Source organism: Mesorhizobium huakuii, assembly GCF_030160235.1.
Lineage (GTDB): Bacteria > Pseudomonadota > Alphaproteobacteria > Rhizobiales > Rhizobiaceae > Mesorhizobium > Mesorhizobium huakuii.
Genome location: NZ_BSNY01000010.1, coordinates 66419 through 90128, shown reverse-complemented (window position 1 = coordinate 90128; position 23710 = coordinate 66419). Strand labels below are relative to the sequence as shown.

Below are 23710 nucleotides of genomic sequence, written 5' to 3'. Positions count from 1 at the left end.
GCCAATTGCAATCGTGTGGGCGCCGGTGCGTTGGCGACAATGTGGACCACCGCCTTGGCATCGATAAGATTGCATTGTGTGCAAAGACCATGCGATATCGCTCATGAATGGATCGCGATCTCCTCACACATCTGCCTGTCATCGTTGCCGTTGCCCGGCGTGGCGGCTTCGCGCTTGCCGCGGCCGAACTCGGCATGAGCCCGTCAGCGGTCAGTCACGCGGTACGGCTGGTCGAGGAGCGCATCGGTCAGCCCTTGTTCGCGCGCACGACACGCAGTGTTTCGCTGACCGAGGCCGGCAAGGCGCTGGTCGAAACCGCGGCCCCTGCCCTTCAGGATATCGGCGAGCGGATCGATCGGATCCGCAGCATCAAGGGCAGGCCGTCCGGCCTGCTCAGGATCAACGCCTCAACCATCGCGATCCCGCTGGCGGTGACGCCTGTGGTGGCGTCGATGGCCGAGCGCTATCCGGACATTACGGTGGAGATTTTCGCCGACCAGGGGTTGGTCGACATTGTCGGTGAAGGTTTTGATGCCGGCATCAGGCTGGGCGAGATGATCGCGCAGGACATGGTCGCCGTACGGCTCACGCCTCCGTTCAAGGCCGTCATCGTTGCCTCTCCCGCTTATATCGGGCGCCATGGCCGTCCGCGCAGCGTGGCCGACCTCGCCAACCACAATTGCATCGGCTACCGGCTCGTCCGCTCCGGTGCGCTCTATCGCTGGGATTTGACCGAGGACGGCAAGGATGTCGTCATGGAGACCGGCGGTACGGCCATCGTCACGGATTCGCTCGCAGCGATCGACCTGGCGCGTGCCGGAGTGGGCCTTGCCTATCTGTTCGAGCCGCTGGCGCGCGCCGATCTTGCAGCCGGCCGCCTGGTGCAGGTCCTGCCGCAATCGGCAATCGAGGAGCCTGGCCTTTTCCTCTATTTCCCGCGCCGGGCGGCGATGGCGCCGAAATTGCGGGCCTTTATCGACACCGCACAAGAAATCGGCCGGACATCCCTGAGGATATCCGGCCGAAAAACGCTTTCGGAATAAAGCGGCAGGAAGTTTACTTCTTGACCGCCGCGGCGACTTCCGCCGCGAAATCGGTCTCTTCCTTTTCGATGCCTTCGCCGAGCGCGAAGCGCAGGTAAGCGGTGATCTTGGCCGGCGCGCCGATTTCCTTCTCGGCATCCTTCAGCGCCTTCTCGACGGTGATGTCGGGATTGAGCACGAAGGCCTGCTTCAGGAGCACGACTTCCTCGTAGAACTTGCGCATGCGGCCCTCGACCATCTTCTCGATGATGGCTTCCGGCTTGCCGGACTGGCGCGCTTGATCGGAGAAGATTGCCTTCTCGCGCTCGACCGCTGCCGGATCGATCTGCTCCGCCGTCAACGCCATCGGGTTGGTGGCGGCGACATGCATGGCGACCTGGCGGCCAAAGGCGTTGGCGGCATGCTCATTGCCGGTGGTTTCGATCGCGACAAGCACGCCGAGCTTGCCAAGGCCGTCGGCAACCGCGTTGTGGACATAGGTCGCCACCGCGCCGTGCGGAACGGTCAGCTTGGCCGAGCGGCGGAAGCCCAGATTCTCGCCGATGGTGCCGACCGCATCCTTGATGGTGTCGGTGACCGACTTGTCCGAACCCGGATACTTCGCGGCAGCCACGGCTTCCGTCGTGCCGTAGGCCAGAGCAACCTTGGCAACGTTAGCGACGATCTCCTGGAACGCGGCGTTGCGGGCGACGAAGTCGGTCTCGGAATTGACCTCGACGACGGCGGCTTCACGCACGCCGGCATCGACGCCGATCAGGCCTTCGGCCGCGGTGCGGCCGGCCTTCTTGTCAGCCTTGGAGATGCCCTTCTTGCGCAGCCAGTCGACTGCTTCTTCCATGTTGCCGTTGGTCTCGTTCAACGCCGCCTTGCAGTCCATCATGCCCGCGCCGGTCAAGTCGCGGAGTTCTTTGACCTGTGCAGCCGAAATGCTCATTGTCGCCTCTTTGTTTTAAATGCACCGACGCACCACCGGTACTCGATGATGCGTCCGTTTAGCGTGCCAAAATATTAGAAAGATGAAGGCCGGAACCGGCCCTCGCCGTTTTACGCCTGCGGGGTCTCGGTCGACGGAGCCGGATCGAGCGCCGGCTCGACCGGGGCTTCGACCGAAGCGCCGATGTCGACGCCGAGCGCGCCCTGCTGACGGGCGATGCCGTCGATCGCAGCCTTGGCGATCAGGTCGCAATAGAGCTGGATGGCGCGAGCCGCGTCGTCATTGCCGGGGATCGGGAAGTCGATCTTGTCCGGATCGCAGTTCGAATCGATGATGGCGACGACCGGGATGCCGAGACGCTTGGCCTCGAGGATGGCGATCGCTTCCTTGTTGGTGTCGATCACGAACATCAGGTCGGGCGTCGAGCCCATGTCCTTGATGCCGCCGAGCGCCTTGTCGAGCTTCTCGCGCTCGCGGTCGAGGTTCAGGCGTTCCTTCTTGGTGAGGCCCTGGGCCTCGCCGGCCAGCATCTCGTCGAGCTTGCGCAGGCGCTGGATCGAATTCGAGATCGTCTTCCAGTTGGTCAGCATGCCGCCGAGCCAACGCGAATTGACATAGTACTGCGCCGAACGCTGCGCCGCGTCGGCGACGATGTCGGACGCCTGGCGCTTGGTGCCGACGAACAGCACGCGGCCGCCCTTGGCAACGGTATCGGAGACCTGCTTCAGCGCCTGGTGCAGCAAAGGCACCGTCTGCGAGAGGTCGATGATGTGGATGTTGTTGCGGGCGCCATAGATGTAGGGCGCCATCTTCGGGTTCCAGCGGTGGGTCTGGTGGCCGAAGTGAATGCCAGCTTCCAAAAGCTGGCGCATGCTGAAATCAGGCAGAGCCATTCTCGTTTTCCTTTCCGGTTAGCCTCCACGGACACAGGCATTTTTGGACTTGTGTCCTCGAACGCCACCGGAGGTTTCAGCCGGATTTCTCCCGGGCAGACACCAAAGTCCGTGTGTGGAATGAGCGCGCATATAGAGGGGAAGTCCGACAAACGCAAGCGGGCCAGCGTTTTATGTGCAAGCGTTTTACCGCTCAGCGTGCGGCAATCAGCGCTCCGGTGCCGATCATGGCGCTGCCGGCGAACCGGTTCATCAGCCGCATGCGCTTCGGTGTCCTGAACCAGCCCGAAGCCCGGCCCGCCAGAGCGGCATAGACACCCATGGTCAGGATATTGACGCTGATGACGGTGGCCACCACCAGCAGGCCATCGACAAATGTCAGCGTGTCGAGATTGAGGATCAGCGGCATGATCGAGGCGTGGAACAGGATCGCCTTGGGATTGCCCAGCGCAATCGACGCGCCCAGGAAGAAGGACCGGGACAATCTCGCCTCGCCCGTCCGCGGCTCATTCGATTGCGAGACCGAGGCGCGCCACATCCTGATGCCGAGAAAGACCAGATAGGCGGCGCCGGCATATTTCAGCAGGAGAAATATCCATTCGAAGGTTTGCGCCAGCGCCACCAGCCCGAGCAGCGCCAGGGTGACCAGCACGGCATCGCCGGCGGCAACCCCGACACCGGCCATGAAGGCGCGAAGGAAACCGCGCGACACACCATTGGTGATGACCGTGAACATCGCGGGCCCCGGCGTGGCGGCAGCGAGCGTAACGGCGGCGCAATAGGCCAGAAATGCAGTTGGCGTCATCGCTTGGCCTTTCCATTGGGCACCCGCACGCGCCGGAAGATCGCGACGATTTCCTCGCGGCTGCATTCGACGGCGCCGAGCCGCACCGCGCGATCGCGCTCGAAGCCGGTTATGTCATAATGCGGGGCCGATGTCTTGGGCGGTCCCTGGTAGGACGAACGCTTGACGCCAAGGGCGGCGGCGAAACGATGCAGCTCGTCGGTGTCGTCGGCCATCAGGTGGCACCAGCGATGGCCGGCCCACTTCCAGATCGCCGCATCGACGTAGACCGCCATCAAGCCCGCCGCGGCCAGCTCAATTGCGCAACCCTGCTATTTCGAGACCGGGCACGGCTTCGTCTGCTCGAACAGCGAAAGATTGACCAGCTTGCCGGTCATCGAGAAGTCGCCGTAGTCCATGGTGAGATCGCGGGTGATGCCGTTCTCGTGCAGCTTGAAGCTGATCCGGTATTCCGGCACCTCTTCGCCCGATTTGTCGGTGTCGTCGAAATAGGCGATGTCGACCGGCCAGTATTTGTCGGTGGCGAGCTTGGCCAGCGCCGGAGCCTCCGGATCGGTCTTGTCGGCTTCGGTCTTCTTGCCGACGACGACGGTGGTCGCCATCACCTTGTTGGCGTCCTCCGAGCCGTCGAACAGGTTCGTCTGGTAGAAATTCTCGCCTTTTTCGGCCTTGCCGATCAGTTCGACCAGATGCTGGGTCGGAAACTGGGTGGCGGCGAGTTCCAGGCTGTTTTTCTCGGGCTTGTCGATATCGACCTTGAGCCCCTTCTGGTCTTTCGTGGCGATACCCTTGACCTCCTTGTCGAGGTTCTGGTCCACAAAGGATTTGGTCACGAACGAGAAGGTCTTGCCTTCGGCATCCTCGAAAGTCGTCGTCTGCTGGTCGGTCAGCTTCGTGCCGTCGGCTGTAGCGATCTGGGTCACGAAACGGAATTTCACCGTATAGCCTTCGCAGGCCGAGCCGTTGAATTCGTAGACCATGCGGCCAGATATGCCTGTGATGCCGGAGCGGTCGGAGGCCTTGTTGAGGGTGAGGTCATACACGGCGCGATGCGCCTGCAACGCCGGTACCGCGAAGGCGGGGACCATCGGGAACACCGCCGACAACAGAACGGCATGGAATGCAAGGCGCGCTGCGCGCATGAGGTACTCCGATCGTCGCGGCTGATGGCAGGCCGCAGGGAAAGATGGTCCAGCTTAAAAAAAGTCGTGGCGGAAGCGAGGCAAAAATAGCAATTTCGGCCCCGCCAGCGCGGCGCCTTCCAGCAATAGGGAAAAGCAATGAGTGAAACAATCGAAAAGCGGCTAAGCGATCTCGGCGTGACGCTTCCTGTCGCCGCCGCACCTGCCGCCAACTACGTTCCCTACTGCAGGTCAGGCAATCTGCTGTTCACCGCCGGGCAATTGCCGCTCAAGGACGGCAAGCTGCAGGCGAGCGGCCTGCTCGGCCGCGACGTCGACACGGCAAGCGGCAAGGACGCGGCGAAATACTGCGCGATCAACATTCTTGCGCAAGCCAAGGCTGCGCTCGGCGACCTGGAGAAGATCAGCCGGCTGGTGAAGATCACCGTCTTCGTTGCCTCTGCCCCCGACTTTGTCGAGCAGCATCTGGTTGCCAACGGCGCCTCCGATTTCCTGGTCGCCGCCCTTGGCGAGCGCGGCAAGCACGCCCGCTCCGCGGTCGGCACTGCCTCCCTGCCGCTTAATGCCGCAGTGGAAATCGAAGCCATCTTCGAAGTCGAATGAACGAAGGCCTGACATGACCGACCTATCCTGGCTGACTGCCCGGCCCGTTGCCCATCGCGGCTTCCACGACATGAACAAGACGCGCTGGGAAAACACGCTTTCAGCCTTCGCAGCCGCGGCCGAACGGGGCTACGCCATAGAATGCGACGTGCATCTGTCGTCGGACGGCGTTCCCATCATCATCCATGACGACGACCTGAAACGGCTGACCGGAGAGGACGGTTTCGTCTGGCAGCGCAGCGCGGCCGAACTGACCGCGCTCAGGGTTGGCGGCACATCCGACCGCGTGCCGACGCTGCAGGAAGCGCTCGACCTCGTCGACGGCCGCGTGCCCATGGTCGTCGAGCTGAAAGGGGTTCCCGGCCGTGACGAAGGCCTCGTCGCCCGCGTCGGCAAGATGCTCAAGCGCTACAAGGGCAATGCGGCGATCATGTCGTTCGATCACTGGCTGATCCGCGATTTCCCCAAACATGCACCCGGCATTCCCGCTGGCCTGACCGCCTACGGCAAGGACCTCAAGCTGATCGAGGCACATTTTTCCATGCTGGCGCATGAGCTATCCTTCACCTCCTACGCCGCTGGCGACCTGCCGAACCCGTTCGTCAGCTTCGTGCGTGAAAAGCTCAAAATGCCTGTCATCACCTGGACGGTGCACGATCAGCCGGCGATCGACCTGACCTTCAAATATGCCGACCAGATGACATTCGAAGGGTTCGAACCCGACCTGGTCAAAGTCGCTTGAGCGGAGTGTCTGAAACGTGACTTGTAGCGGCCCGGATGGAGCTTAAATAAGCCTCATGGATCAGGGCGACGATGGCGACGGGCAAACAGCAAATGCGGACTATTCGATCCGTATCGCCGCTGGCATCGGCGCATTCACCTGCGATGAGTGGAACGGCTTTGCCGGCACCACGCGCGGCGATGTGGAAAATGGCTATAACCCGCTCGTTTCATTCGCTTTTTTGAGTGCACTGGAAGATTCCGGCTGCGCCGTGCGGCGAACCGGCTGGCAGGGACATCATGTGCGGCTGGAGACCGCGCAAGGCAGGCTGCTGGGCGCCATCCCCTGCTATCTCAAATCGCACAGCCAGGGCGAGTATGTGTTCGACCACGGCTGGTCTGACGCCTTCGAGCGCGCCGGTGGCCGCTATTATCCGAAGCTGCAATGCGCCGTGCCGTTCACACCGGTCACCGGCCCTCGCCTGCTGGTCGGCAAGAGCGAGGATCCGGAAGCGGTGAAGGCCGGGCTTGCCGCCGGCCTCAAAATGGTGACCGACAAGCTCGGCGTGTCCTCGGCGCATGTCACTTTCGCGCAGGAAAGTGACGTCGCGACACTCGAAGCCGCCGGTTTCCTGCATCGCACCGACCAGCAGTTCCATTTCTTCAACGAAGGCTTTTCGACTTATGACGACTTTCTCGCCACGCTTGCCTCGCGCAAGCGCAAGGCGATGAAGAAGGAACGGCGCGAGGCGCTCGCCGATGGCATCACCATCGACTGGCTGACCGGCAAGGACCTGACGGAAAAGGCTTGGGACGACTTCTTCGCCTTCTACATGGACACAGGCAGCCGCAAATGGGGCCGCCCCTATCTGAACCGCCAGTTCTTCTCGCTGATCGGCGAACGCATGGCGGACGACATCCTGCTGGTGATGGCCAAGCGCGGCGGGCGTTATGTCGCCGGCGCCATCAATTTCATCGGCTCGGACGCGCTCTATGGCCGCAACTGGGGCTGCATCGAGGATCACCCCTTCCTGCATTTCGAGGTCTGCTATCACCAGGCCATCGACTTCGCCATCGAACGCAAGCTGAAGGTGGTCGAGGCCGGCGCGCAAGGAGAGCACAAGCTGGCGCGCGGTTACCGGCCGGTGACGATGCATTCCGCGCACTACATTTCGCACCCTGGCCTGCACAATGCGGTGGCCGACTACCTCCAGCGCGAGCGGCGCGAGGTGGAGCGGATGAGCGAATATCTGGAAGGGCACACGCCATTTCGCAAGGATCTCGAGGAGTAGCGGGCTTTCCGGCATGGCCGATCTCGCCTGATCGCCCGTCCCATCGTCTTGCCGCTCAGGGACAGCTTCGCTACACGGGACGCGAGGCAAAATCCGGAGCGTTCGCCATGACTGAGGCCGCCTACGACACCAACAACATTTTCGCCAAGATCCTGCGTGGAGAAATTCCCTCGCACCGCGTCTACGAAGACGACGCCGTCGTCGCCTTCATGGATGTGATGCCGCAAGGGCCGGGCCACACGCTGGTTGTGCCAAAAGCCCCGTCGCGCAATCTGCTCGACGCCGACCCGTCGACCTTCGGCCCGCTTTTCGCCGTGGTCCAGAAAGTGGCGCAGGCGGTCAAGAAGGCGCTCAAGGCGGACGGCGTCACCATCCTGCAGTTCAATGAGCCGGCCTCGGGGCAGACCGTCTATCACCTGCATGTCCATGTCATCCCGCGCTTCGACGGCATCCCGTTGAAGCCGCATAGCGGCGCGATGGAGAAACCCGAAGTGCTGGCCGGGAACGCCGAAAAAATACGGGCGGCGCTCGGAAACTAAGCCGCACTGCGTTTCGCGGTGAGGAGAAAGTCTAGAGCGTTTCACCATTTCATGGAAACGGCGAACCGCTCTAACTCTTTGTTTTGACGCAATTCCTGACGGAAAACCGCTCACACTTTTCCTGGAATTGCTCTAGTTGGCGGCTTGAGCCAGCCGCTCGATCGCGCCGGGCTGCACGCCATCATGCAGGCGCCGACGGATCGCCTCCGCGCACTGTTCGGGGCTGAGGACCGAGGTATCGATCTCGAGATCGTATAGGCCTGGCCGGTGCACCGCTTCCTGCCACAGACGCACCGGCAGAGGCGCGGGATCGTCTGACGAGCCGGTGACATAACCCCTGCCCGGCTCGCTGGCGGCTCGCCTTTCCATAATGATTTCAATCGCACAGCGAACGCCGACAAACAGCACCGGCAGGCCGGCGAGACGGCGTGCGCAGTCGGCCAGGCAGTCGAGCGGCTTCGAATAGGCATCGTGATGGCCGACATCCGTCACGACGTTGAGCTCCAGCCGGCTATGCGCCGCGATCGATTCGTAGAGGGCGGCGTACAGGCGCGGCACGAAGACTTCGAGGTCGGGGCGTTCGCCGCCAGGGCGCAATCCTATTCCTGGGCGAAGTCGGGGTGGTGTGAGCTGCTCATAGCTGTCGACGCCCAGATTGATCCATGCGCCATCGAAGCTTTCCTGAATGGCTCGGGCAATGCTCGACTTTCCCGACCGCGGCGCGCCGTTGAGGATGATGATCTGGCCTGGCATGGTCACTCTATTGTCCAAATGAAAAAGCCCCGTTTCCGGGGCTTTTTCGAGTGCGTGCCGATCAGCCCTTGCGGGGCAGTTGCGGGACCAGGCTGCGCTTGCCGCCGTCCTTGCCCTTGGGCTCAGGCTTCTGCGCCACGACCTTCTTGGCGGCCGGCTTCTTGGCCACGGCCTTGGGCGGCTTCGGCGCGTCTTCCGGCTCTTCCTTCTTCGGCTTCACCGGCGCCTCGTCGGCCAGCGATTCAAGCTTCAGCCCGGTCTCGCCGGTTTCCTTCTTCTCGACGGTGACGCGCACCGTGCCGCCCTTCTTGAGCTTGCCGAACAGCACCTCGTCAGCCAGCGGCTTCTTGATGTGCTCCTGGATCACACGGCCAAGCGGCCGCGCGCCCATGCGCTCGTCATAGCCCTTGTCGGCGAGCCACGCGATCGCGTCCGGCGACAGGTCGAAGGTGACGCCACGCTCGGAAAGCTGCGCCTCGAGCTGCATGACGAACTTCTGCACCACCTGATGGATGACCGGCACCGGCAGCGAACCGAACGGGATGATCGCGTCGAGACGGTTGCGGAATTCCGGCGTGAACAGCCGGTTGATCGCCTCGACATCATCGCCTTCGCGCTTGGTCGACCCGAAACCGATCGCCGCGCGCTGCGCATCGGATGCGCCCGCATTGGTGGTCATGATCAGGATGACATTGCGGAAGTCGATCTGCTTGCCGTTATGATCGGTCAGCTTGCCGTGATCCATCACCTGCAACAGGATGTTGAACAGGTCCGGATGCGCTTTCTCGACCTCGTCGAGCAGCAGCACGCAGTGCGGATGCTGGTCGACGCCGTCGGTGAGCAGGCCGCCCTGGTCGAAACCGACATAGCCGGGAGGCGCGCCGATCAGCCGCGAAACGGTGTGGCGTTCCATGTATTCCGACATGTCGAAGCGGATCAGCTCGACGCCGAGCGAGGCGGCGAGTTGCTTGGCCACTTCCGTCTTGCCGACGCCGGTCGGACCCGAGAACAGATACGAGCCGATCGGCTTTTCCGGTTCGCGCAGGCCGGCACGGGCCAGCTTGATCGCCGAGGTCAGCGCGGTAATCGCGGTGTCCTGGCCATAGACGACACGCTTCAGCTCGATATCGAGGCCCTGCAGCACCTTCTCGTCATCGGCCGAAACCGTCTTCGGCGGGATGCGCGCCATGGTGGCGATCGTTGCTTCGATCTCCTTGATGCCGATGGTCTTCTTGCGCTTGGCTTCCGGCACCAGCATCTGCGAAGCGCCGGTCTCGTCGATCACATCGATCGCCTTGTCCGGCAGCTTGCGGTCGTTGATGTAGCGCGCCGACAGCTCGACCGAGGCCTTGATGGCTTCCGAGGTGTAGCGGACCTTGTGGAACTCCTCGAAATAGGGCTTCAGGCCCTTCATGATCTCGATGGCGTCCTCGATGGTCGGTTCGTTGACATCGATCTTCTGGAAGCGCCGCACCAGAGCGCGGTCCTTCTCGAAGAACTGGCGGAACTCCTTGTAGGTGGTCGAGCCGATGCAGCGGATCGCCCCCGACGACAGAGCCGGCTTCAACAGGTTCGACGCGTCCATGGCGCCGCCCGACGTGGCGCCCGCACCGATCACGGTGTGGATCTCGTCGATGAACAGCACGGCGCCCGGATAGTCCTCGAGCTCCTTGACCACCTGCTTCAGCCGTTCCTCGAAATCGCCGCGGTAGCGCGTACCGGCCAGCAGCGTGCCCATGTCGAGCGCGAAGATGGTGGCGTTGTGCAGCACTTCGGGAACGTCGCCCTCGACGATGCGCTTGGCCAGGCCCTCGGCGATCGCCGTCTTGCCGACGCCGGGGTCGCCGACATAGAGCGGATTGTTCTTGGAGCGGCGGCACAGCACCTGGATGGTGCGGTTGATTTCCGACTCACGGCCGATCAGCGGGTCGATCTTGCCGGCCTTGGCCTTGTTGTTGAGGTTGACGCAATAAGCGGTCAGCGCGTCCTGCTGCTGCTTCTTCTTGCCACCTTCCTCCTGCGGCTCGGCGCCGTTCTGGCCGCCCTGTTCGTCATCGGCGCCGCGCGGCGAGCGCGTCTCCGAAGCGCCCGGACGCTTGGCGATGCCGTGCGAGATGTAGTTGACCGCGTCGTAGCGGGTCATCTGCTGTTCCTGCAGGAAATAGGCGGCGTGGCTTTCGCGCTCGGCGAAGATAGCGACGAGCACGTTGGCGCCCGACACTTCCTCGCGGCCCGACGACTGGACGTGGATCACCGCGCGCTGGATGACGCGCTGGAAGCCGGCGGTCGGCTTGGAATCCTCGTCGTAGCCAGTGACCAGATTGTCGAGCTCGGTGTCGATATAGGTCAGAACAGTGTGCTTCAACTCGTCGAGATCGACGTTGCAGGCGCGCATCACGGCGGCCGCCTCGGTGTCGTCGATCAACGCGAGCAGCAGATGTTCAAGGGTTGCGTATTCGTGGTGCCGCTCATTGGCGAGCGTCAGCGCCTGGTGAAGCGCCTTTTCCAGGCCTTGGGAGAAAGCCGGCATGTTACCTCACTTCTTCTCCATCACGCATTGCAGCGGATGCTGATTCTGTCGGGCGAAATCCATGACCTGAGACACTTTGGTCTCGGCCACCTCGAATGTATAGACCCCGCACTCGCCCACTCCATGATTGTGAACATGAAGCATGATGCGTGTGGCGGCTTCGCGGTCCTTCTGGAAAAAACGCTCCAGCACGTGAACCACGAACTCCATGGGAGTGTAGTCGTCGTTGAGGATGAGGACCCGGTAAAGGCTGGGCTTCTTGGTCTTGGTTTTGGTGCGCGTGATGACGGCCGTCCCGCGGCCGGCCTCATTGCCGTCGCCGCCGCCGTTTTGCATCCGCGCCACTTGTCTCATGGCAGTCAAACCGATCGTCACGTAATCCTGCCTCTTTCGAATCCCCATGCGAGTTCGACATGTAGGTGTTCGATGGACGATTTTAAGCCCTTCTGGTTAGCTGACAATATGGCTAGGTGACCAAACTTGGCGGATTTTCGCAATCATGAAGCGCTACGCCGCCGCGAAGCGGAATTTAGCATGAAAAAACCCGGCCGCGTTTCCGCGACCGGGCTTTGTCCCGGGCCCAAAGGGCCGGATCTGAAACTGTCGGGCTAAACTACTTCGCCTTGGCAACGATCGATTCGAACGGCTTGTAGGCTTCCTTGGCGAGTTCGGCATAGAGGTCGCCGATCTTGGTGGCCTCGGCGACGAACGCCTCATAGGACTGCTTGGCGTAGTCGGACTGGATTTCGATCGCCTTGTCCAGCGACTTGGCCGAAAACAGCTTCTCGAAAGCGGCGCTGCCGGCCTCAAAGCTCTTCTTGGTATACTCACCGGCCTCGGTGGCGATCGCCTGGGCGCCCTTGGAGAGCGAAGCGAAGCTCTTCAAACCGGTGTCGGCGAATTCCTTGCCGTATTTGCTGAAGTCCTCATAGGTCTGGGTCATTTCACGATTCCCTTGACGGTTGAGGCGTCCTTCTTCGGGGCGCCCTTGTGCAATGCACCTCAATATATTGTGCGCCGCACAAAAGTCAATATTTCGCCGGCGCGCGGGGGCCGCCTGCGCCGGCAATGGCTAAAAATCAAATAAAGTGCGTTTCAAGCCCGAAGAAAATGGTGAACGCGGCGGTTACCATAAACGGATTGGTAACGCTGCCCCGTTAGCTTGGCTGAAAGTGAGGCAGGACCCTTTGCCGCCTCCAACGCAACGAAGAATTCAAGGGAAATATCAGTGCGTAAGGCGTTGTTGGGCATCGTTTCCAAATCCACCTCCCCCCTCAAAGCGATGATGGTCCTCGCCCTGGCGATGACGTTCGTTTGCGCCGACGTCGCCTCCTCGCTGGCAGCGCGGCAGGCGGCCATCGTCGTGGACGCCAAGACGGGCAAGGTGCTGTATTCCGCGGATGCCAATGGCAGGCGCTATCCGGCGTCGCTGACCAAGATGATGACGCTCTATCTGACCTTCGAAGCGATGGCGAAGGGCAAGATCAGCCGGAACACGCCCGTCGTGTTTTCCGCCAAGGCATCCGCCGAGGCGCCGACGAAACTCGGCGTGAAGCCGGGCGGTTCGGTCTCGGTCGAAACCGCGATCTTGTCGATCGTCACCAAGTCGGCGAACGACTCGGCCACGGCGCTGGGTGAAATGCTGGGCGGCGATGAACCCACCTTTGCCCGCATGATGACCGCCAAGGCGCGAGCGCTTGGCATGAACGGCACTGTCTTCCGCAACGCCAACGGCCTGCCCGACCCCGGTCAGTTCACCACCGCGCGCGACATGGCCACGCTCGGCATCGCGCTCAGGGAGCATTTTCCCCAGTACTACGGCTACTTCTCGCAGCGCTCGTTTCTCTATGGGCGCCAGCGCATCAATGGCCACAACCGTCTTCTCGGACGCATCAAGGGCGTCGACGGCATCAAGACCGGCTACACCCGCGCCTCCGGCTTCAACCTTGTCTCGTCCGTGTCCGACGGCAACCGCCGCCTCGTCGCCGTTGTCATGGGCGGCACGTCGGGCGGCAGCCGCGACAACCAGATGGCGTCCCTGATCAACACCTATATGCCGAGGGCCTCGACCCGCGGCGGCGGCGACCTGGTCGCCAAGGCCGACAGCACCAACCCGGTCAAGGCCCTTGCCAAGGTTCTCCTGCCCAAGCACGACGCGCCGACCCCGGACGACAAGCCGGTCACGGTGGCCAGCGCCGATGATTCCGTTGCCGACGACGCGACGGCTGCGCAGGGTGACGACGAAGAGAGTGCCGAGGCCGAAGCACCCACGCTGGTTGCCCCGGCAAAGAAGGTGAAGACGGTCATCGTCTCCGCCCCCAAGGTCGCCACTGCACAGGTCGTGGCCGCCTATGCCGAGCCGGCGCCGGCTGCCGCGCCGACGCCAACCGTCGATCCGGTCAACACCGCTTCGGTGCCGTCGGGCTGGGCCATCCAGGTCGCCTCCTCGCAGAAGCAGTCGGAAGCCCAGGCCGTCCTCGACAAGACCAGCAAGCAGGCGCCGAAGGTGCTGGCGGATGCTTCCGGCTTCACCGTCGCCTTCGACAAGGACGGCGTCACCTATTACCGCGCCCGTTTCGGCGGCTTTGGTTCGAAGGACGCCGCCTGGAAGGCCTGCACCGCTTTGAAGAAGAAGAAAATCGAGTGCTACGCCGTCCAGCAGTAGGGCGGCGTGGAAATATCTCCCGGAAATTTTCTGCGTCGAAGGAGACTAGTTGTGATTGGAGAGCAAGACGTCCTTGGCTTCGTTGATTCGCGCCGCCAGGAAAGACGTGCCGCCGACATCGGGGTGCAGGCGCTGCATCAGGCGGCGGTGCGCCTTGCGGACATCCGCCGCGGCGGCCCCCGCTTCAAGACCAAGGACCTTGTAGGCCTCCTCCTTAGTCATGGCGCCCGGACCTGGCGCAACACCCAGCCCTTCGCCACCGTTCGTCTCAGTGTTTTTGCGCCAGACGGGAAATCTGCCGTCAAGATACGTCTCTAGCAACTGCCGGCTCTCTGCGTCGGGGGAGAGTTCGCGGTAGAGATGCTGCAACTCCGCAAGGCCCATTGCACCAAGCATCTTGCCGTCATGGCGGCCGGCCAGAACCAGCCCTTCGAGGCCGCCCGTATCGTGATCGAGCTCCATTTCGAGTGCCGCCGTGCGCACCGTCGAGCGTTTTCCCGGCGCCGGTCTGACATCGGGCCGGTTCGTGCACGTGGCGGCGTACCAGCCGATCGCCACGAACAGCATGACGCCGCCGATTCCGCTTCGACCGACCAGAAGCACGGCGGCGCCCACCAGCGCCAGCAGGATCGGCCCCAGTGTTGTCATGCCGGTTGCCAGCCGCGCCGGATCGGCCCGGAGGAAGGCCGAGGCAACGCCCAGGAGCACCAGCAGCAATGCGACCAGACCGATAATTGCGCCTAACATTTCCCACCGCCCCGCGAATACCCGGTCCGCCTGGACAGTCGCGTGATGTCATCCAATATCTTTTCTGCGCCGGAATGATGGCTTTCGCCTGGACAGGAAGAGAACCACCAGGCGGGATGGCTCTCCGAACCTTTGACCCTTGTCGGTTTCGACGGCTTTTCGCTGCGCATGAATTTCAAGATGTGGCGTTGTCGCGCCGCTTGCAAGTCCAGTGCGAAGCAAGATGGGGGGCCAGAAAAGCCCGCGCCAAACCAGGCGACCCTTGCGCGCGATGGCCTACAGCAGACCGAGATCGGCAAGCTCGCGCCTGAGTTTCGGCGGCATCTCGACCAGCCCCGCCTTGCCTTTGCCGAGATCGGCGGGCGCATCCGACGGTTTCAAATAGCGCCAGCCCTGGAAGGCCCGGCGCGGCTGCCAATCGGTGCGCACGACATGCGGATCGAGCATAAGATGGCAGCGCCCGATGCCCTCGTCATCGGTGAAGGGCCGGATCTCGGTGATCAGCTGGCGGCATTGCACATTGCCTTTGATCACCCAGTAGAGCGAGCCGCCATCGGTGACCTCGGCGCCGCGCGTCGGCACCATGCGGGTGGTGTGCCAGTGCTCGGCCGGCTCGCCGGCGCGGCGGCGTTCGTCGAGACGGAACTCGATCCATTCCTCGAGATCCTCGACGCTGTCGCAGCCGACGCACAGTTTTAACAGATTGAGAGCCATTCGCTAAGGTTAGTCCGGAGCGCCGGGACGTCAACGGCCTGACGGACTTCTCCACAGTGCCAAGCGTTGCTCAGCACTCCACGACATTGACAGCGAGCCCGCCAAGGCTGGTTTCCTTGTACTTCTCGTTCATGTCCAGACCGGTCTGGCGCATGGTCTCGATCGCCGCGTCGAGAGGCACGAAATGGATGCCGTCGCCCTTGATTGCCAGCGACGCGGCCGTCACCGCCTTGACCGCGCCCAGCGCATTGCGCTCGATGCACGGCACTTGCACCAGCCCGCCGACCGGATCGCAGGTCATGCCGAGATGGTGTTCGAGCGCGATTTCGGCGGCATTCTCGACCTGCTCGGGCGTGCCGCCCATGACGGCGCACAGGCCGGCCGCGGCCATCGCCGAGGCGGACCCGACCTCGCCCTGGCAGCCGACCTCGGCGCCCGAGATCGACGCATTGGTCTTGATGATGCCGCCGACGGCGGCGGCCGTCAGCAGGAAATCGCGGATGCTCGGCTGGTCGGCCTCGGGATGGAAATGCAGCCAGTAGCGCAGCACCGCAGGCAGCGTGCCGGCTGCGCCGTTGGTCGGCGCGGTGACGACGCGGCCGCCGGCGGCGTTCTCCTCGTTGACCGCCATGGCATAGATCGACAGCCAGTCATTGGCGAGCAGCGGATTTGGCCGGTTCTGCTGCCACTGTTCCTGCAGCTTGTCGTGCAGCTGCCGGGCCCGGCGCCGCACCTTCAACCCGCCCGGCATGATGCCGTCCTGCGACAGGCCGCGGTCGATGCAGCTCTTCATGGCACCCCAGATGGCGTCGAGACCGGCGTCGAGCTCCTCGCGCGTCATCTGCGTCTCCTCGTTGACGCGCTTCATCTCGGCGATGGAAAGCCCGCTCTTGCCCGCCATCTTCAGCATTTCGACGGCGTTCTTGAAGGGATAAGGCACTTTCTTGCCTTCTGTCGTCACCGACCCTTTGGCCTTCATGCGCTGCAGCTCTTCTTCCGACACCACGAAGCCGCCGCCGATCGAATAGTAGATGCGCTTGAGCAGCAGGCGTCCGCTGGCGTCATAGGCAGAGAACGCCATGCCGTTGGCGTGACCGGTAAGCGGTGTCTTACGGTCGAGCACCAGATCCGTGGCCGGATCGAAATCATAGGACGGGTGACCTGGCGGTGAAATCACCTTGTCCGCGGTGATGCGGCTGATGATGCCGTCGGCCTGGTCCGGATCGACCGTTTGCGGGGTCTGGCCGGCAAGACCGAGGATGACGGCGCGGTCGCTGCCATGACCGATGCCGGTATAGGCGAGCGAGCCATGCAGGCTGGCGCCGATGCGAGCGACCTTGGCGCCGGTGGGGCGCGGCCAGTCGTCTCCGGCGACCTCGTCGAGAAACCGCCGCGCGGCCGTCATCGGCCCCATCGTGTGCGAGCTCGAAGGGCCGATGCCGATCTTGAACAGGTCGAAAACCGAAAGGAACACGCTGTCTCCTGGAGTCACGTCGAGGACTCTACATATAGGAATTCCCCGGAATGTTTCCGCTCTTTTGACGGTCACGGCGCAGCACCTGCCGACCTTGTTTGCTCCGGCAGCGACATTGCTGCCGATCGCGGGAGCAGGCATCGAAGCCACCACGCTGGATGTGGTAAATTCAGCCCATGGGCGATTCCTTCTATCTTTCGATGGCCGATCTCGGGGCGCTGGCCTTCTTCCTGATCGCGTGGTTGCTGCATACGCTCGCTTCGGACGGCAAGCTGGTCAGCCGCATGTCGCTGACGACGGCGATGAATGCGCAGCGCGAAGCCTGGATGCGCACCATGGCCGAACGCGAAATCCGCATCGTCGACACCGCCATCATGAGCGGCCTGCAGCAGGGAACCGCTTTCTTCGCCTCGAGTTCTCTGATCGCGCTCGGCGGCTGTTTTGCCTTGCTCGGCGCATCCGACCGGGTGCTGGAAGTGCTGAGCAACCTGCCGCTCGGCGGCGCGCCGTCGCGCCCGGCCTTTCAGATCAAGGTGCTGGGGCTGGTGCTGATCCTGGCCTTCTCCTTCTTCAAATTCGGCTGGGCCTACCGGCTGTTCAACTATTGCTCGATCCTGATCGGCGCGGTGCCGATCCCGCATGGCGAAGCCTCGCGCAATCCGGTCACGGAAACGGCGGTGTGGCGCGCGGCGCAGATGAACATGCTGGCCGGCAAGCATTTCAACTCGGGCCTGCGCGGCGTGTTCTTCTCGATCGGCTATCTCGGCTGGTTCGTCGATCCGGTGGTGTTCGTGCTGTCAACGCTTCTGCTGCTGGCCGTGCTGGTGCGGCGCCAGTTCTTCTCGGCGGCGCGACGTGCCGTCATCGGTCAGCCGCCCGGTGCCGGAAAAGGCTGATCGATGCGGCCGGAAAGCCAATAGGCGAACAGCCCGATCCATTCGCGGATCGCTATGGTGGTGTTCTGCACGGAATCAATTGGATTGTCGCGAAACAAGCCGACACCCTCCTTGCCCGAAGTGCGGTAGTCGACCGGCCATGGGACGGTTGGAAAACCTGCCTTGTCGAACAGCGCCTTGGCCCGCGGCATATGGAAGGCGGAGGTCACCAGCAGCCAGGTCTCGCCCGGCTTCGGCTCGACCAGTTTGCGGCTGAAGACGGCGTTTTCATAGGTGTTGCGGGACTTGTCCTCGAGGACAAGACGGTCAGCCGGCACGCCGAGCGGGACGAGCAGGCGGGGTGCGGTATCGGCGTCGCCCTCACCGTCGAGGAAAAGCGAGCCGTTTCCGCCTGATACAACCACCTTGGCCTGCGGGAAGCGGCGGGCGAGGATCGCGGTCTCGACCATGCGATCGCCGCCGCTGCTCAATTCATAGCCGCCCCGCGTCAGGTTGATGGCACCCTCGAAGCCGCCTCCGAGCACGACGATGCCGTCGACCTTTTGCGGCAGCGGCGGGCGCGGAAAGCGCTCCTCCAAGGGATTGAGCATCATCGCGCCAAGCGACGTCCAGGCCGATAGCGCAATGATCAGAAACGCCAGAACGCTGCCGGTGACGGCCAGCCGTCGCCGGCCGATCCGCCCGGCAAACAGCCCCGCCAGAAGCAGGAAGATCGCCAGGTTGATCGGCTGGATGAAGAACCAGAATATCTTGGAAAGATAGAAGAACATCGCTCACCCCTTCAGACGAGCGATATCCCTACCACCACTTCTCCGGCTGAAATGTGCCGGCCGCCTGCTCGATGACGGCGGCGGTCTGGAACAGCGTCTCTTCCTCGAACGGTCGGCCGATGAGCTGCAGGCCGAGCGGCAGGCCCTTGGGGTCGAGGCCGGCTGGCACGGCGATGCCCGGCAGGCCGGCCATGTTCACGGTGACCGTGAAAATGTCGTTGAGGTACATTTTCACCGGATCGGCGGCCATGTCCTCATCGGCGATGCCGAAGGCGGCGGACGGCGTCGCCGGGGTCAGGATGACGTCGACGCCGGCGGCGAAGACATTCTCGAAGTCGCGCTTGATCAAATTGCGCACCTTCTGCGCCTGCAGATAGTAGGCGTCGTAATAGCCTGCCGACAGCACATAGGTGCCGATCATGATGCGGCGCTTGACCTCGCGGCCGAAACCGGCGGCGCGGGTCTTCTCGTACATCTCGACAATGTCCTTGCCCGGCACGCGCAGGCCGTAGCGGACGCCGTCATATCGCGCCAGGTTGGACGAAGCCTCGGCGGGCGCCACGATGTAGTAGGCCGGCAGCGCGTATTTCGTATGCGGCAGGGAAATGTCGACGATCTCGGCGCCGGCATCCCTGAGCCAGGCAATGCCCTTTTGCCACAGCGCCTCGATCTCTTCGGGCATGCCGTCGACGCGGTATTCCTTGGGAATACCGACCTTCATGCCTTTGATCGGCTTGCCGATCGCCGCCTCGTAATCCGGCACCGGCCGGTCGACGGAAGTGGTGTCCTTCGGATCGACCGAAGCCATGGATTTGAGCAGGATCGCGGCGTCGCGCACGTCGCGCGCGATCGGTCCGGCCTGGTCGAGCGACGAGGCGAAGGCGACGATGCCCCAGCGCGAGCAGCGGCCATAGGTCGGCTTGATGCCGACCGTGCCGGTGAAGGCCGCCGGCTGGCGGATCGACCCACCCGTATCGGTCGCTGTGGCGCCGGCGCACAGGAACGCCGAGACGGCCGTCGCCGAACCGCCGGACGAACCGCCCGGCACCAGCTGCGCATTGTCCAGGCTGCGCGCGGTCCTTGTGCCGCCGGCCGAAACAAAACCGCCGTCGCCCTGATGCGTCGTCGGCATCACCACCGTGTCGAGCCGCGAGCGCCGCCACGGGTTGATGACCGGGCCGTAATAGGATGTCTCGTTGGACGAGCCCATGGCGAACTCGTCCATGTTGAGCTTGCCGAGCATGACCGCGCCATCCGCCCACAGATTGGCGGTGACGGTCGATTCGTAGCGCGGCTTGAAGCCGTCGAGCACATGGCTACAGGCCTGGGTATGGACGCCTTCGGTGCCGAACAGGTCCTTGATCCCCAGCGGAATGCCTTCCAGCGCACCACCCTGGCCCTTGACCAGCCTGGCATCGGAGGCCTTGGCCATATCCAGCGCCTTGTCGCCGGTTACCGCGACATAGGCATTGAGCGCCGGATTGGCGCGACCGATCTCCGAGAGATAGGCCTCGGTGATCTCGGTCGCGGTGATTTCCTTGCCGCGCAGCTTGGCGCGGGCCTGCGAAATCGTCAGTCTGGTCAGGTCGCTCATCAAAGGCTCTTTTCGTAAAACACCGACCACTTGGAATCGGGATAATCCAACACCGGGCCGCAGCGCGAAAACCCGGCACGTTCGTAGACGGTCCAGGCGGCGGGATGGCGGTCGCCCGTCTCCAGCACCAGCCGCTTCAGTCCTTCCTGCCTCGCCAGCGCCTCGACGCGCTCAACAATGCTGGCGCCGATTTTCTGGCCGCGATGCGAAGGCCGCGTATACATGCGCTTGACCTCGCCAATTGCGCCGCCATGGCGCTTCAGCGCGCCGCAACCGATGGCGATGCCATTGTCGCGGGCGATGAAAACGGTCGTGTCCTGGCCGGCCATCTGCTCTACCGTCAGATGATAGCAGTGCTCCGGCGGCGTCAATTCGAGCAAGGTCTCGTTGAGTTCCTTGACCAGGCCGCGCACGTCGTCTTGCAACGGCGTCTCGATGGCGATCTCGATGGCCATCGGCGCCCTACTCCACGACCTTCGGCACGAGGAAGAAATTCTCTTCGGTCGCCGGCGCATTGGCGACGATGTCGGCCGCCTTGTTGCCGTCGGTGACGACGTCCTGGCGCTTCTTCATCTCCATCGGCGTCACCGAGGTCATCGGCTCGACGCCGGAGACATCGACCTCGTTCAGTTGCTCGACGAAGCCCAGTATGGCGTTCAGTTCGCCGGTCATGCGTTCTGCATCTTCTTCGCTCACCGCGATGCGGGCGAGACGCGCGACGCGCTTCACAGTCTGAAGATCAACGGACATAGATTTTGCCTCGGGGAAAACCAGTCCGGGCTATAGCGGCGCCGCGCGTGCTGCGCAACATGCATCGTGCGAGAGACCAGGCGTGATGGCGACCTGGTTCTCGGCCATCGGTCCAAGGACAAGTCTATGGCAGGGCAACGCCCTCGCACAGATAATAGCTGCCGCTGTTGCCGCTCGCTTCGCTTTCGTCGTCGATCGGCCGGACCGATACGAGATCGAGTTGCGTCGGACTGACCCGCGTCACCGACAGGACATCGGGAAAGACATAGCCCGGTTCCTGGCAGATGGCCGTCACCGCCCAGGCCGGCGAGCGTGTCGCCTTTGTGACCTGAACGAACTCACAGTTATATTCGACCCCTTGCAGGCCATGCACGGAAAGCACGACGTTGCCGGCATCGATCAGCGTCTGCAGCGTGTCCTTCCTGGCCTGCGTGCAGAGCTCCTCGGACTGCAGGTAGACGCCTTCGATGAAGTCATCCGCGGCGAGCGCGGGCGATGCCGCGACAAACATCGACACACAAAGAGATCGCCCCAACGCCATGGATTTGTTCCGCTTTGGCTGTTTCTAGATCGTAATCGTTTCACCGATTTTCGGCAATGCGACCTTCACGCCGGACCCTTCGAGGCCGGCCTCGAACTTCTCAGGCGTCGGATCGATCATCGGAAACGTGCCGAAGTGGCAGGGGACGACCGTATCGAACTTGAAAAAGCGGCGGCACGCTAGTGCCGCCACCGCGCCGCCCATGGTGAACCGGTCGCCGATCGGCACGATGCCGATCTTTGGCTCATGCAATTCGTTGATCAGCGCCATGTCGGAAAAGATGTCGGTATCGCCCATATGGTAGAGCGTCGGGTCTTCGGGGAAATGCAGGACCAGCCCGCCGGGATTACCGAGATAGACGTTCTTGCCACCGTCTTCGCCAAACGAGGAAGAGTGCAGCGCCTGGACGAAAGTCGTGGTGAAGCCGCCGCAGTCGACCGTGCCGCCAATGTTGCCGGGATTGATCTTGCTGCCGTCGGCGCCCTTGCCGACCAGATACATGCAGATCTCGAAATTGGCGACCAGTTGCGCGCCGCTCTTGCCAAGCACTTCCAGCGCGCCGCTGATGTGGTCGTTGTGCCCATGCGTCAACAGGACATGCGTGATCCCTTCGGCCGGCCCTTCCCAGCCGCCCGTCCAGGACGGGTTGCCGATCAGATAGGGGTCGATGAGGATCTTGGCGTCGCCGGTTTCGATACGGAAGGCCGAATGGCCGTACCAGGTCAGTTTCATGAAATGCATTCCTCGATTTTTGCCGGGCCAGAGGATAGAACGCCGATGAGCCCGAGATCAAAGGGTATAGTGTCCGCCGCGCATCCGGAAGGACGCATGCTGCTGAAAAAGACGAGGGAAAACCGTTGGCTGTCATCACGATCGAGCAATTGCCGGCATGGCTCGCCGATGGCAGGACGCTGGCGGGGCTCGATCTCGGCGACAAGACGATCGGCGTCGCGGTTTCCGACCGGGGATTCGCCTTCGCCCACCCGCGCCCGGTCATCATGCGAAGGAAATTCTCGCTCGATGCCGCCGTGCTTCTGGCCATGCTGAAGAAGGAGAATGTCGGCGCGGTGGCGATCGGACTGCCGATCAACATGGATGGGTCGGAAGGTCCGCGCGCGCAGAAGTCGCGCGCCTTCGTGCGCAACATGGCGCAGCTCAGCGACCTGCCCTTCGTGTTCTGGGATGAACGGCTGTCGACGGTGGCGGCCGAGAGGACGCTGATCGAAATGGATTTTTCGCGCGCCAAACGTGCCGGCAAGATCGATTCGGCGGCCGCGGCCTTTATTCTCCAGGGAGTCTTGGACCGGCTTCAGTCGCTCGATTCAGCCGCTCGAACGGAATAGGATGCTCGAACGGAACCGGCCCCGACCGGCGCCGCCTGACCCAGTCCAGAATTTCGCGGCGACGGCGAAAAGCCCATATAGCCATCAGCAGAAACCCGTCGAAGATACAGGCCTTCGCCACCATGCCCGGTATGATGGCCGGATCGATGCCGAGCATCTGGCCATAGAGCTGGAACACGAAATCGTGCAGCTGCCGGGTCAGCATCACATAACCGAAATTCATGTCGTTGAGGGAGAGGTAGAACCAGCCCCAGAACAGCGCCATCGGGGCCGCCCACAATGCGAAGATATAGCGCATCAGCGGCCTCCCTTCCCGTTCGAGCCGGTCCGACCGGGGCCGGTCCGGCCCGATATCAGGGAAAGCAGCGAATTATGGGCCGCTGCCTTCGCCATGCCGTGCGCCGTGGCGCGAAAATCGGCGTCGTTCGACGCGGCCGCGGAGCGCCGCTCGGCAAGCATCGCGACATAGGAGGCCAGAAGAGCCGCCAATTGCACCGCCACCACCATGAACAGCCCGTTGATGCCTTGGGCCGCTCCGCCGATCAAAATCATTGACAGCACACCGGAAGCGGAAATGAAGGCGATGCGAACGACGCTGTCGGCGCCCGGGCTGGCCGCATCGTTGATCAGCGAATCGACAAAGGCCCAGAAGAACAGCACCGCCACGACCAGCAATGCGATCGCCAGCGGCGCGACCACGACGACGTTTTGCAGATCGACGAACCGGGCGCTCTCGACGGTCACTCCAAGCACGCCGAGGGCTGCCGTCACACCGCGATCTCCATCGATGCAGATCAGCGCCAGCAGGGCAAAGACAATCGCCCAGTGCACAGACAGAAAGGAGGTCAGTACGTGTCGCATCGTGGTTCCTGCTTCGGCAGGAATGACAGTGGGCTTTGCCGCCCGCCGCCGCAATGGAAACCATTTGTTAAGGTTAACGGCGATCCACAGGACGCACCACT

General features: G+C 62.9%; 28 protein-coding genes. 8 read left to right on the top strand and 20 right to left on the bottom strand.

Annotated elements, in window-relative coordinates; genetic code table 11:
- Positions 1 to 107: 107 nt before the first annotated feature.
- Positions 108 to 1043 carry a LysR family transcriptional regulator gene (locus tag QQK95_RS03710; RefSeq protein ID WP_284269051.1) on the top strand — a complete coding sequence of 312 codons (936 nt, stop codon included), beginning with the start codon at positions 108 to 110 and terminating at the stop codon, positions 1041 to 1043.
- A gap of 13 nt (positions 1044 to 1056) precedes the next feature.
- Here the strand turns inward: QQK95_RS03710 and tsf are convergent, their stop codons facing one another.
- The 5 genes from tsf to QQK95_RS03685 all read right to left on the bottom strand — a co-directional run bounded on the left by tsf (position 1057) and on the right by QQK95_RS03685 (position 4817).
- A complete protein-coding gene (tsf, locus tag QQK95_RS03705; RefSeq protein WP_010909555.1) occupies positions 1057 to 1977 on the bottom strand; it encodes a translation elongation factor Ts in 921 nt (306 codons plus the stop codon).
- Positions 1978 to 2087: 110 nt separating this feature from the next.
- Positions 2088 to 2870 carry a 30S ribosomal protein S2 gene (gene rpsB, locus QQK95_RS03700; protein WP_019858207.1) on the bottom strand — a complete coding sequence of 261 codons (783 nt, stop codon included), beginning with the start codon at positions 2868 to 2870 and terminating at the stop codon, positions 2088 to 2090.
- A 193-nt stretch (positions 2871 to 3063) separates the two neighbouring features.
- On the bottom strand, positions 3064 to 3675 hold the full coding sequence (locus QQK95_RS03695; RefSeq protein WP_284269050.1) for a LysE family translocator: 612 nt from the start codon (positions 3673 to 3675) through the stop codon (positions 3064 to 3066).
- Positions 3672 to 3950: a DUF4031 domain-containing protein gene (locus tag QQK95_RS03690; RefSeq protein ID WP_202354338.1), complete on the bottom strand. Its 279-nt coding sequence runs from the start codon at positions 3948 to 3950 to the stop codon at positions 3672 to 3674. The genes QQK95_RS03695 and QQK95_RS03690 overlap by 4 nt, the downstream gene beginning before the upstream one ends.
- A 36-nt stretch (positions 3951 to 3986) precedes the next feature.
- Positions 3987 to 4817 (bottom strand): cell envelope integrity EipB family protein, encoded by an 831-nt coding sequence (locus QQK95_RS03685; RefSeq protein WP_284269049.1) that lies wholly within the window; start codon positions 4815 to 4817, stop codon positions 3987 to 3989.
- 138 nt (positions 4818 to 4955) lie between these two features.
- Between QQK95_RS03685 and QQK95_RS03680 the strand changes: the two genes are divergently transcribed.
- The 4 genes from QQK95_RS03680 (at position 4956) to QQK95_RS03665 (ending at position 7971) form a co-directional block, all read left to right on the top strand.
- Positions 4956 to 5420, top strand: a complete 465-nt coding sequence (locus QQK95_RS03680) for a RidA family protein (RefSeq protein ID WP_140891041.1) — start codon at positions 4956 to 4958, stop codon at positions 5418 to 5420.
- A 13-nt stretch (positions 5421 to 5433) separates the two neighbouring features.
- Entirely contained in the window at positions 5434 to 6162 is a 729-nt protein-coding gene (locus QQK95_RS03675) for a glycerophosphodiester phosphodiesterase (protein WP_284269048.1), read from the top strand.
- Between the two features lie 55 nt (positions 6163 to 6217).
- Positions 6218 to 7432 (top strand): GNAT family N-acetyltransferase, encoded by a 1215-nt coding sequence (locus QQK95_RS03670; RefSeq protein ID WP_284269047.1) that lies wholly within the window; start codon positions 6218 to 6220, stop codon positions 7430 to 7432.
- 107 nt (positions 7433 to 7539) lie between these two features.
- Entirely contained in the window at positions 7540 to 7971 is a 432-nt protein-coding gene (locus QQK95_RS03665) for an HIT family protein (RefSeq protein ID WP_284269046.1), read from the top strand.
- Between the two features lie 132 nt (positions 7972 to 8103).
- On the opposite strand, the gene QQK95_RS03660 is transcribed toward QQK95_RS03665, so the two are convergent.
- The 4 genes from QQK95_RS03660 to QQK95_RS03645 form a co-directional block, all read right to left on the bottom strand.
- Entirely contained in the window at positions 8104 to 8724 is a 621-nt protein-coding gene (locus tag QQK95_RS03660) for a chloramphenicol phosphotransferase CPT family protein (protein ID WP_284269412.1), read from the bottom strand.
- Between the two features lie 61 nt (positions 8725 to 8785).
- Entirely contained in the window at positions 8786 to 11254 is a 2469-nt protein-coding gene (gene clpA / locus QQK95_RS03655; RefSeq protein ID WP_010909564.1) for an ATP-dependent Clp protease ATP-binding subunit ClpA, read from the bottom strand.
- A 6-nt stretch (positions 11255 to 11260) separates the two neighbouring features.
- Positions 11261 to 11590 carry an ATP-dependent Clp protease adapter ClpS gene (clpS, locus tag QQK95_RS03650; protein ID WP_010909565.1) on the bottom strand — a complete coding sequence of 110 codons (330 nt, stop codon included), beginning with the start codon at positions 11588 to 11590 and terminating at the stop codon, positions 11261 to 11263.
- A 277-nt stretch (positions 11591 to 11867) separates the two neighbouring features.
- Entirely contained in the window at positions 11868 to 12197 is a 330-nt protein-coding gene (locus QQK95_RS03645) for a phasin family protein (protein WP_095774324.1), read from the bottom strand.
- Between the two features lie 285 nt (positions 12198 to 12482).
- On the opposite strand from QQK95_RS03645, the gene QQK95_RS03640 reads away from it, so the two are divergent.
- Positions 12483 to 13919: a D-alanyl-D-alanine carboxypeptidase gene (locus tag QQK95_RS03640; protein ID WP_284269029.1), complete on the top strand. Its 1437-nt coding sequence runs from the start codon at positions 12483 to 12485 to the stop codon at positions 13917 to 13919.
- A gap of 45 nt (positions 13920 to 13964) precedes the next feature.
- Here the strand turns inward: QQK95_RS03640 and QQK95_RS03635 are convergent, their stop codons facing one another.
- From QQK95_RS03635 to QQK95_RS03625, 3 genes are all read right to left on the bottom strand, one after another.
- Positions 13965 to 14666, bottom strand: a complete 702-nt coding sequence (locus tag QQK95_RS03635) for a DnaJ domain-containing protein (protein WP_284269027.1) — start codon at positions 14664 to 14666, stop codon at positions 13965 to 13967.
- 276 nt (positions 14667 to 14942) lie between these two features.
- Positions 14943 to 15380 (bottom strand): DUF1489 family protein, encoded by a 438-nt coding sequence (locus QQK95_RS03630; protein WP_284269025.1) that lies wholly within the window; start codon positions 15378 to 15380, stop codon positions 14943 to 14945.
- A 70-nt stretch (positions 15381 to 15450) separates the two neighbouring features.
- Positions 15451 to 16854 carry an L-serine ammonia-lyase gene (locus tag QQK95_RS03625; protein WP_284269023.1) on the bottom strand — a complete coding sequence of 468 codons (1404 nt, stop codon included), beginning with the start codon at positions 16852 to 16854 and terminating at the stop codon, positions 15451 to 15453.
- A 176-nt stretch (positions 16855 to 17030) separates the two neighbouring features.
- Between QQK95_RS03625 and QQK95_RS03620 the strand changes: the two genes are divergently transcribed.
- On the top strand, positions 17031 to 17750 hold the full coding sequence (locus QQK95_RS03620; protein WP_284269022.1) for a DUF599 domain-containing protein: 720 nt from the start codon (positions 17031 to 17033) through the stop codon (positions 17748 to 17750).
- On the opposite strand, the gene QQK95_RS03615 is transcribed toward QQK95_RS03620, so the two are convergent.
- From QQK95_RS03615 to QQK95_RS03590, 6 genes are all read right to left on the bottom strand, one after another.
- Entirely contained in the window at positions 17723 to 18520 is a 798-nt protein-coding gene (locus QQK95_RS03615; protein ID WP_284269020.1) for a YdcF family protein, read from the bottom strand. The two genes, QQK95_RS03620 and QQK95_RS03615, sit on opposite strands and share 28 nt — an antisense overlap.
- A 28-nt stretch (positions 18521 to 18548) precedes the next feature.
- A complete protein-coding gene (locus tag QQK95_RS03610; RefSeq protein WP_284269018.1) occupies positions 18549 to 20114 on the bottom strand; it encodes an amidase in 1566 nt (521 codons plus the stop codon).
- Complete coding sequence (locus QQK95_RS03605) at positions 20114 to 20569, bottom strand: GNAT family N-acetyltransferase (RefSeq protein ID WP_095788830.1); 456 nt, start codon at positions 20567 to 20569, stop codon at positions 20114 to 20116. Before QQK95_RS03605 ends, QQK95_RS03610 begins: the two co-directional genes overlap by 1 nt.
- A gap of 7 nt (positions 20570 to 20576) precedes the next feature.
- Positions 20577 to 20864: an Asp-tRNA(Asn)/Glu-tRNA(Gln) amidotransferase subunit GatC gene (gatC, locus tag QQK95_RS03600; protein ID WP_010909575.1), complete on the bottom strand. Its 288-nt coding sequence runs from the start codon at positions 20862 to 20864 to the stop codon at positions 20577 to 20579.
- A 124-nt stretch (positions 20865 to 20988) separates the two neighbouring features.
- Positions 20989 to 21405, bottom strand: a complete 417-nt coding sequence (locus tag QQK95_RS03595; RefSeq protein WP_284269012.1) for a hypothetical protein — start codon at positions 21403 to 21405, stop codon at positions 20989 to 20991.
- A 24-nt stretch (positions 21406 to 21429) separates the two neighbouring features.
- Positions 21430 to 22137 (bottom strand): metal-dependent hydrolase, encoded by a 708-nt coding sequence (locus QQK95_RS03590; RefSeq protein ID WP_284269011.1) that lies wholly within the window; start codon positions 22135 to 22137, stop codon positions 21430 to 21432.
- A gap of 125 nt (positions 22138 to 22262) precedes the next feature.
- On the opposite strand from QQK95_RS03590, the gene ruvX reads away from it, so the two are divergent.
- The gene (gene ruvX / locus QQK95_RS03585; protein ID WP_284269010.1) at positions 22263 to 22748 is read left to right on the top strand and encodes a Holliday junction resolvase RuvX; all 486 of its coding nucleotides are present in this window, start codon (positions 22263 to 22265) and stop codon (positions 22746 to 22748) included.
- Here ruvX and QQK95_RS03580 read toward each other — a convergent pair.
- Both QQK95_RS03580 and QQK95_RS03575 read right to left on the bottom strand, forming a co-directional pair.
- A complete protein-coding gene (locus QQK95_RS03580) occupies positions 22687 to 23046 on the bottom strand; it encodes a DUF6105 family protein (RefSeq protein WP_284269008.1) in 360 nt (119 codons plus the stop codon). The genes ruvX and QQK95_RS03580 overlap by 62 nt on opposite strands.
- Positions 23046 to 23609 carry a hypothetical protein gene (locus tag QQK95_RS03575; protein ID WP_284269006.1) on the bottom strand — a complete coding sequence of 188 codons (564 nt, stop codon included), beginning with the start codon at positions 23607 to 23609 and terminating at the stop codon, positions 23046 to 23048. Before QQK95_RS03575 ends, QQK95_RS03580 begins: the two co-directional genes overlap by 1 nt.
- Between the last annotated feature and the right edge of the window lie 101 nt (positions 23610 to 23710).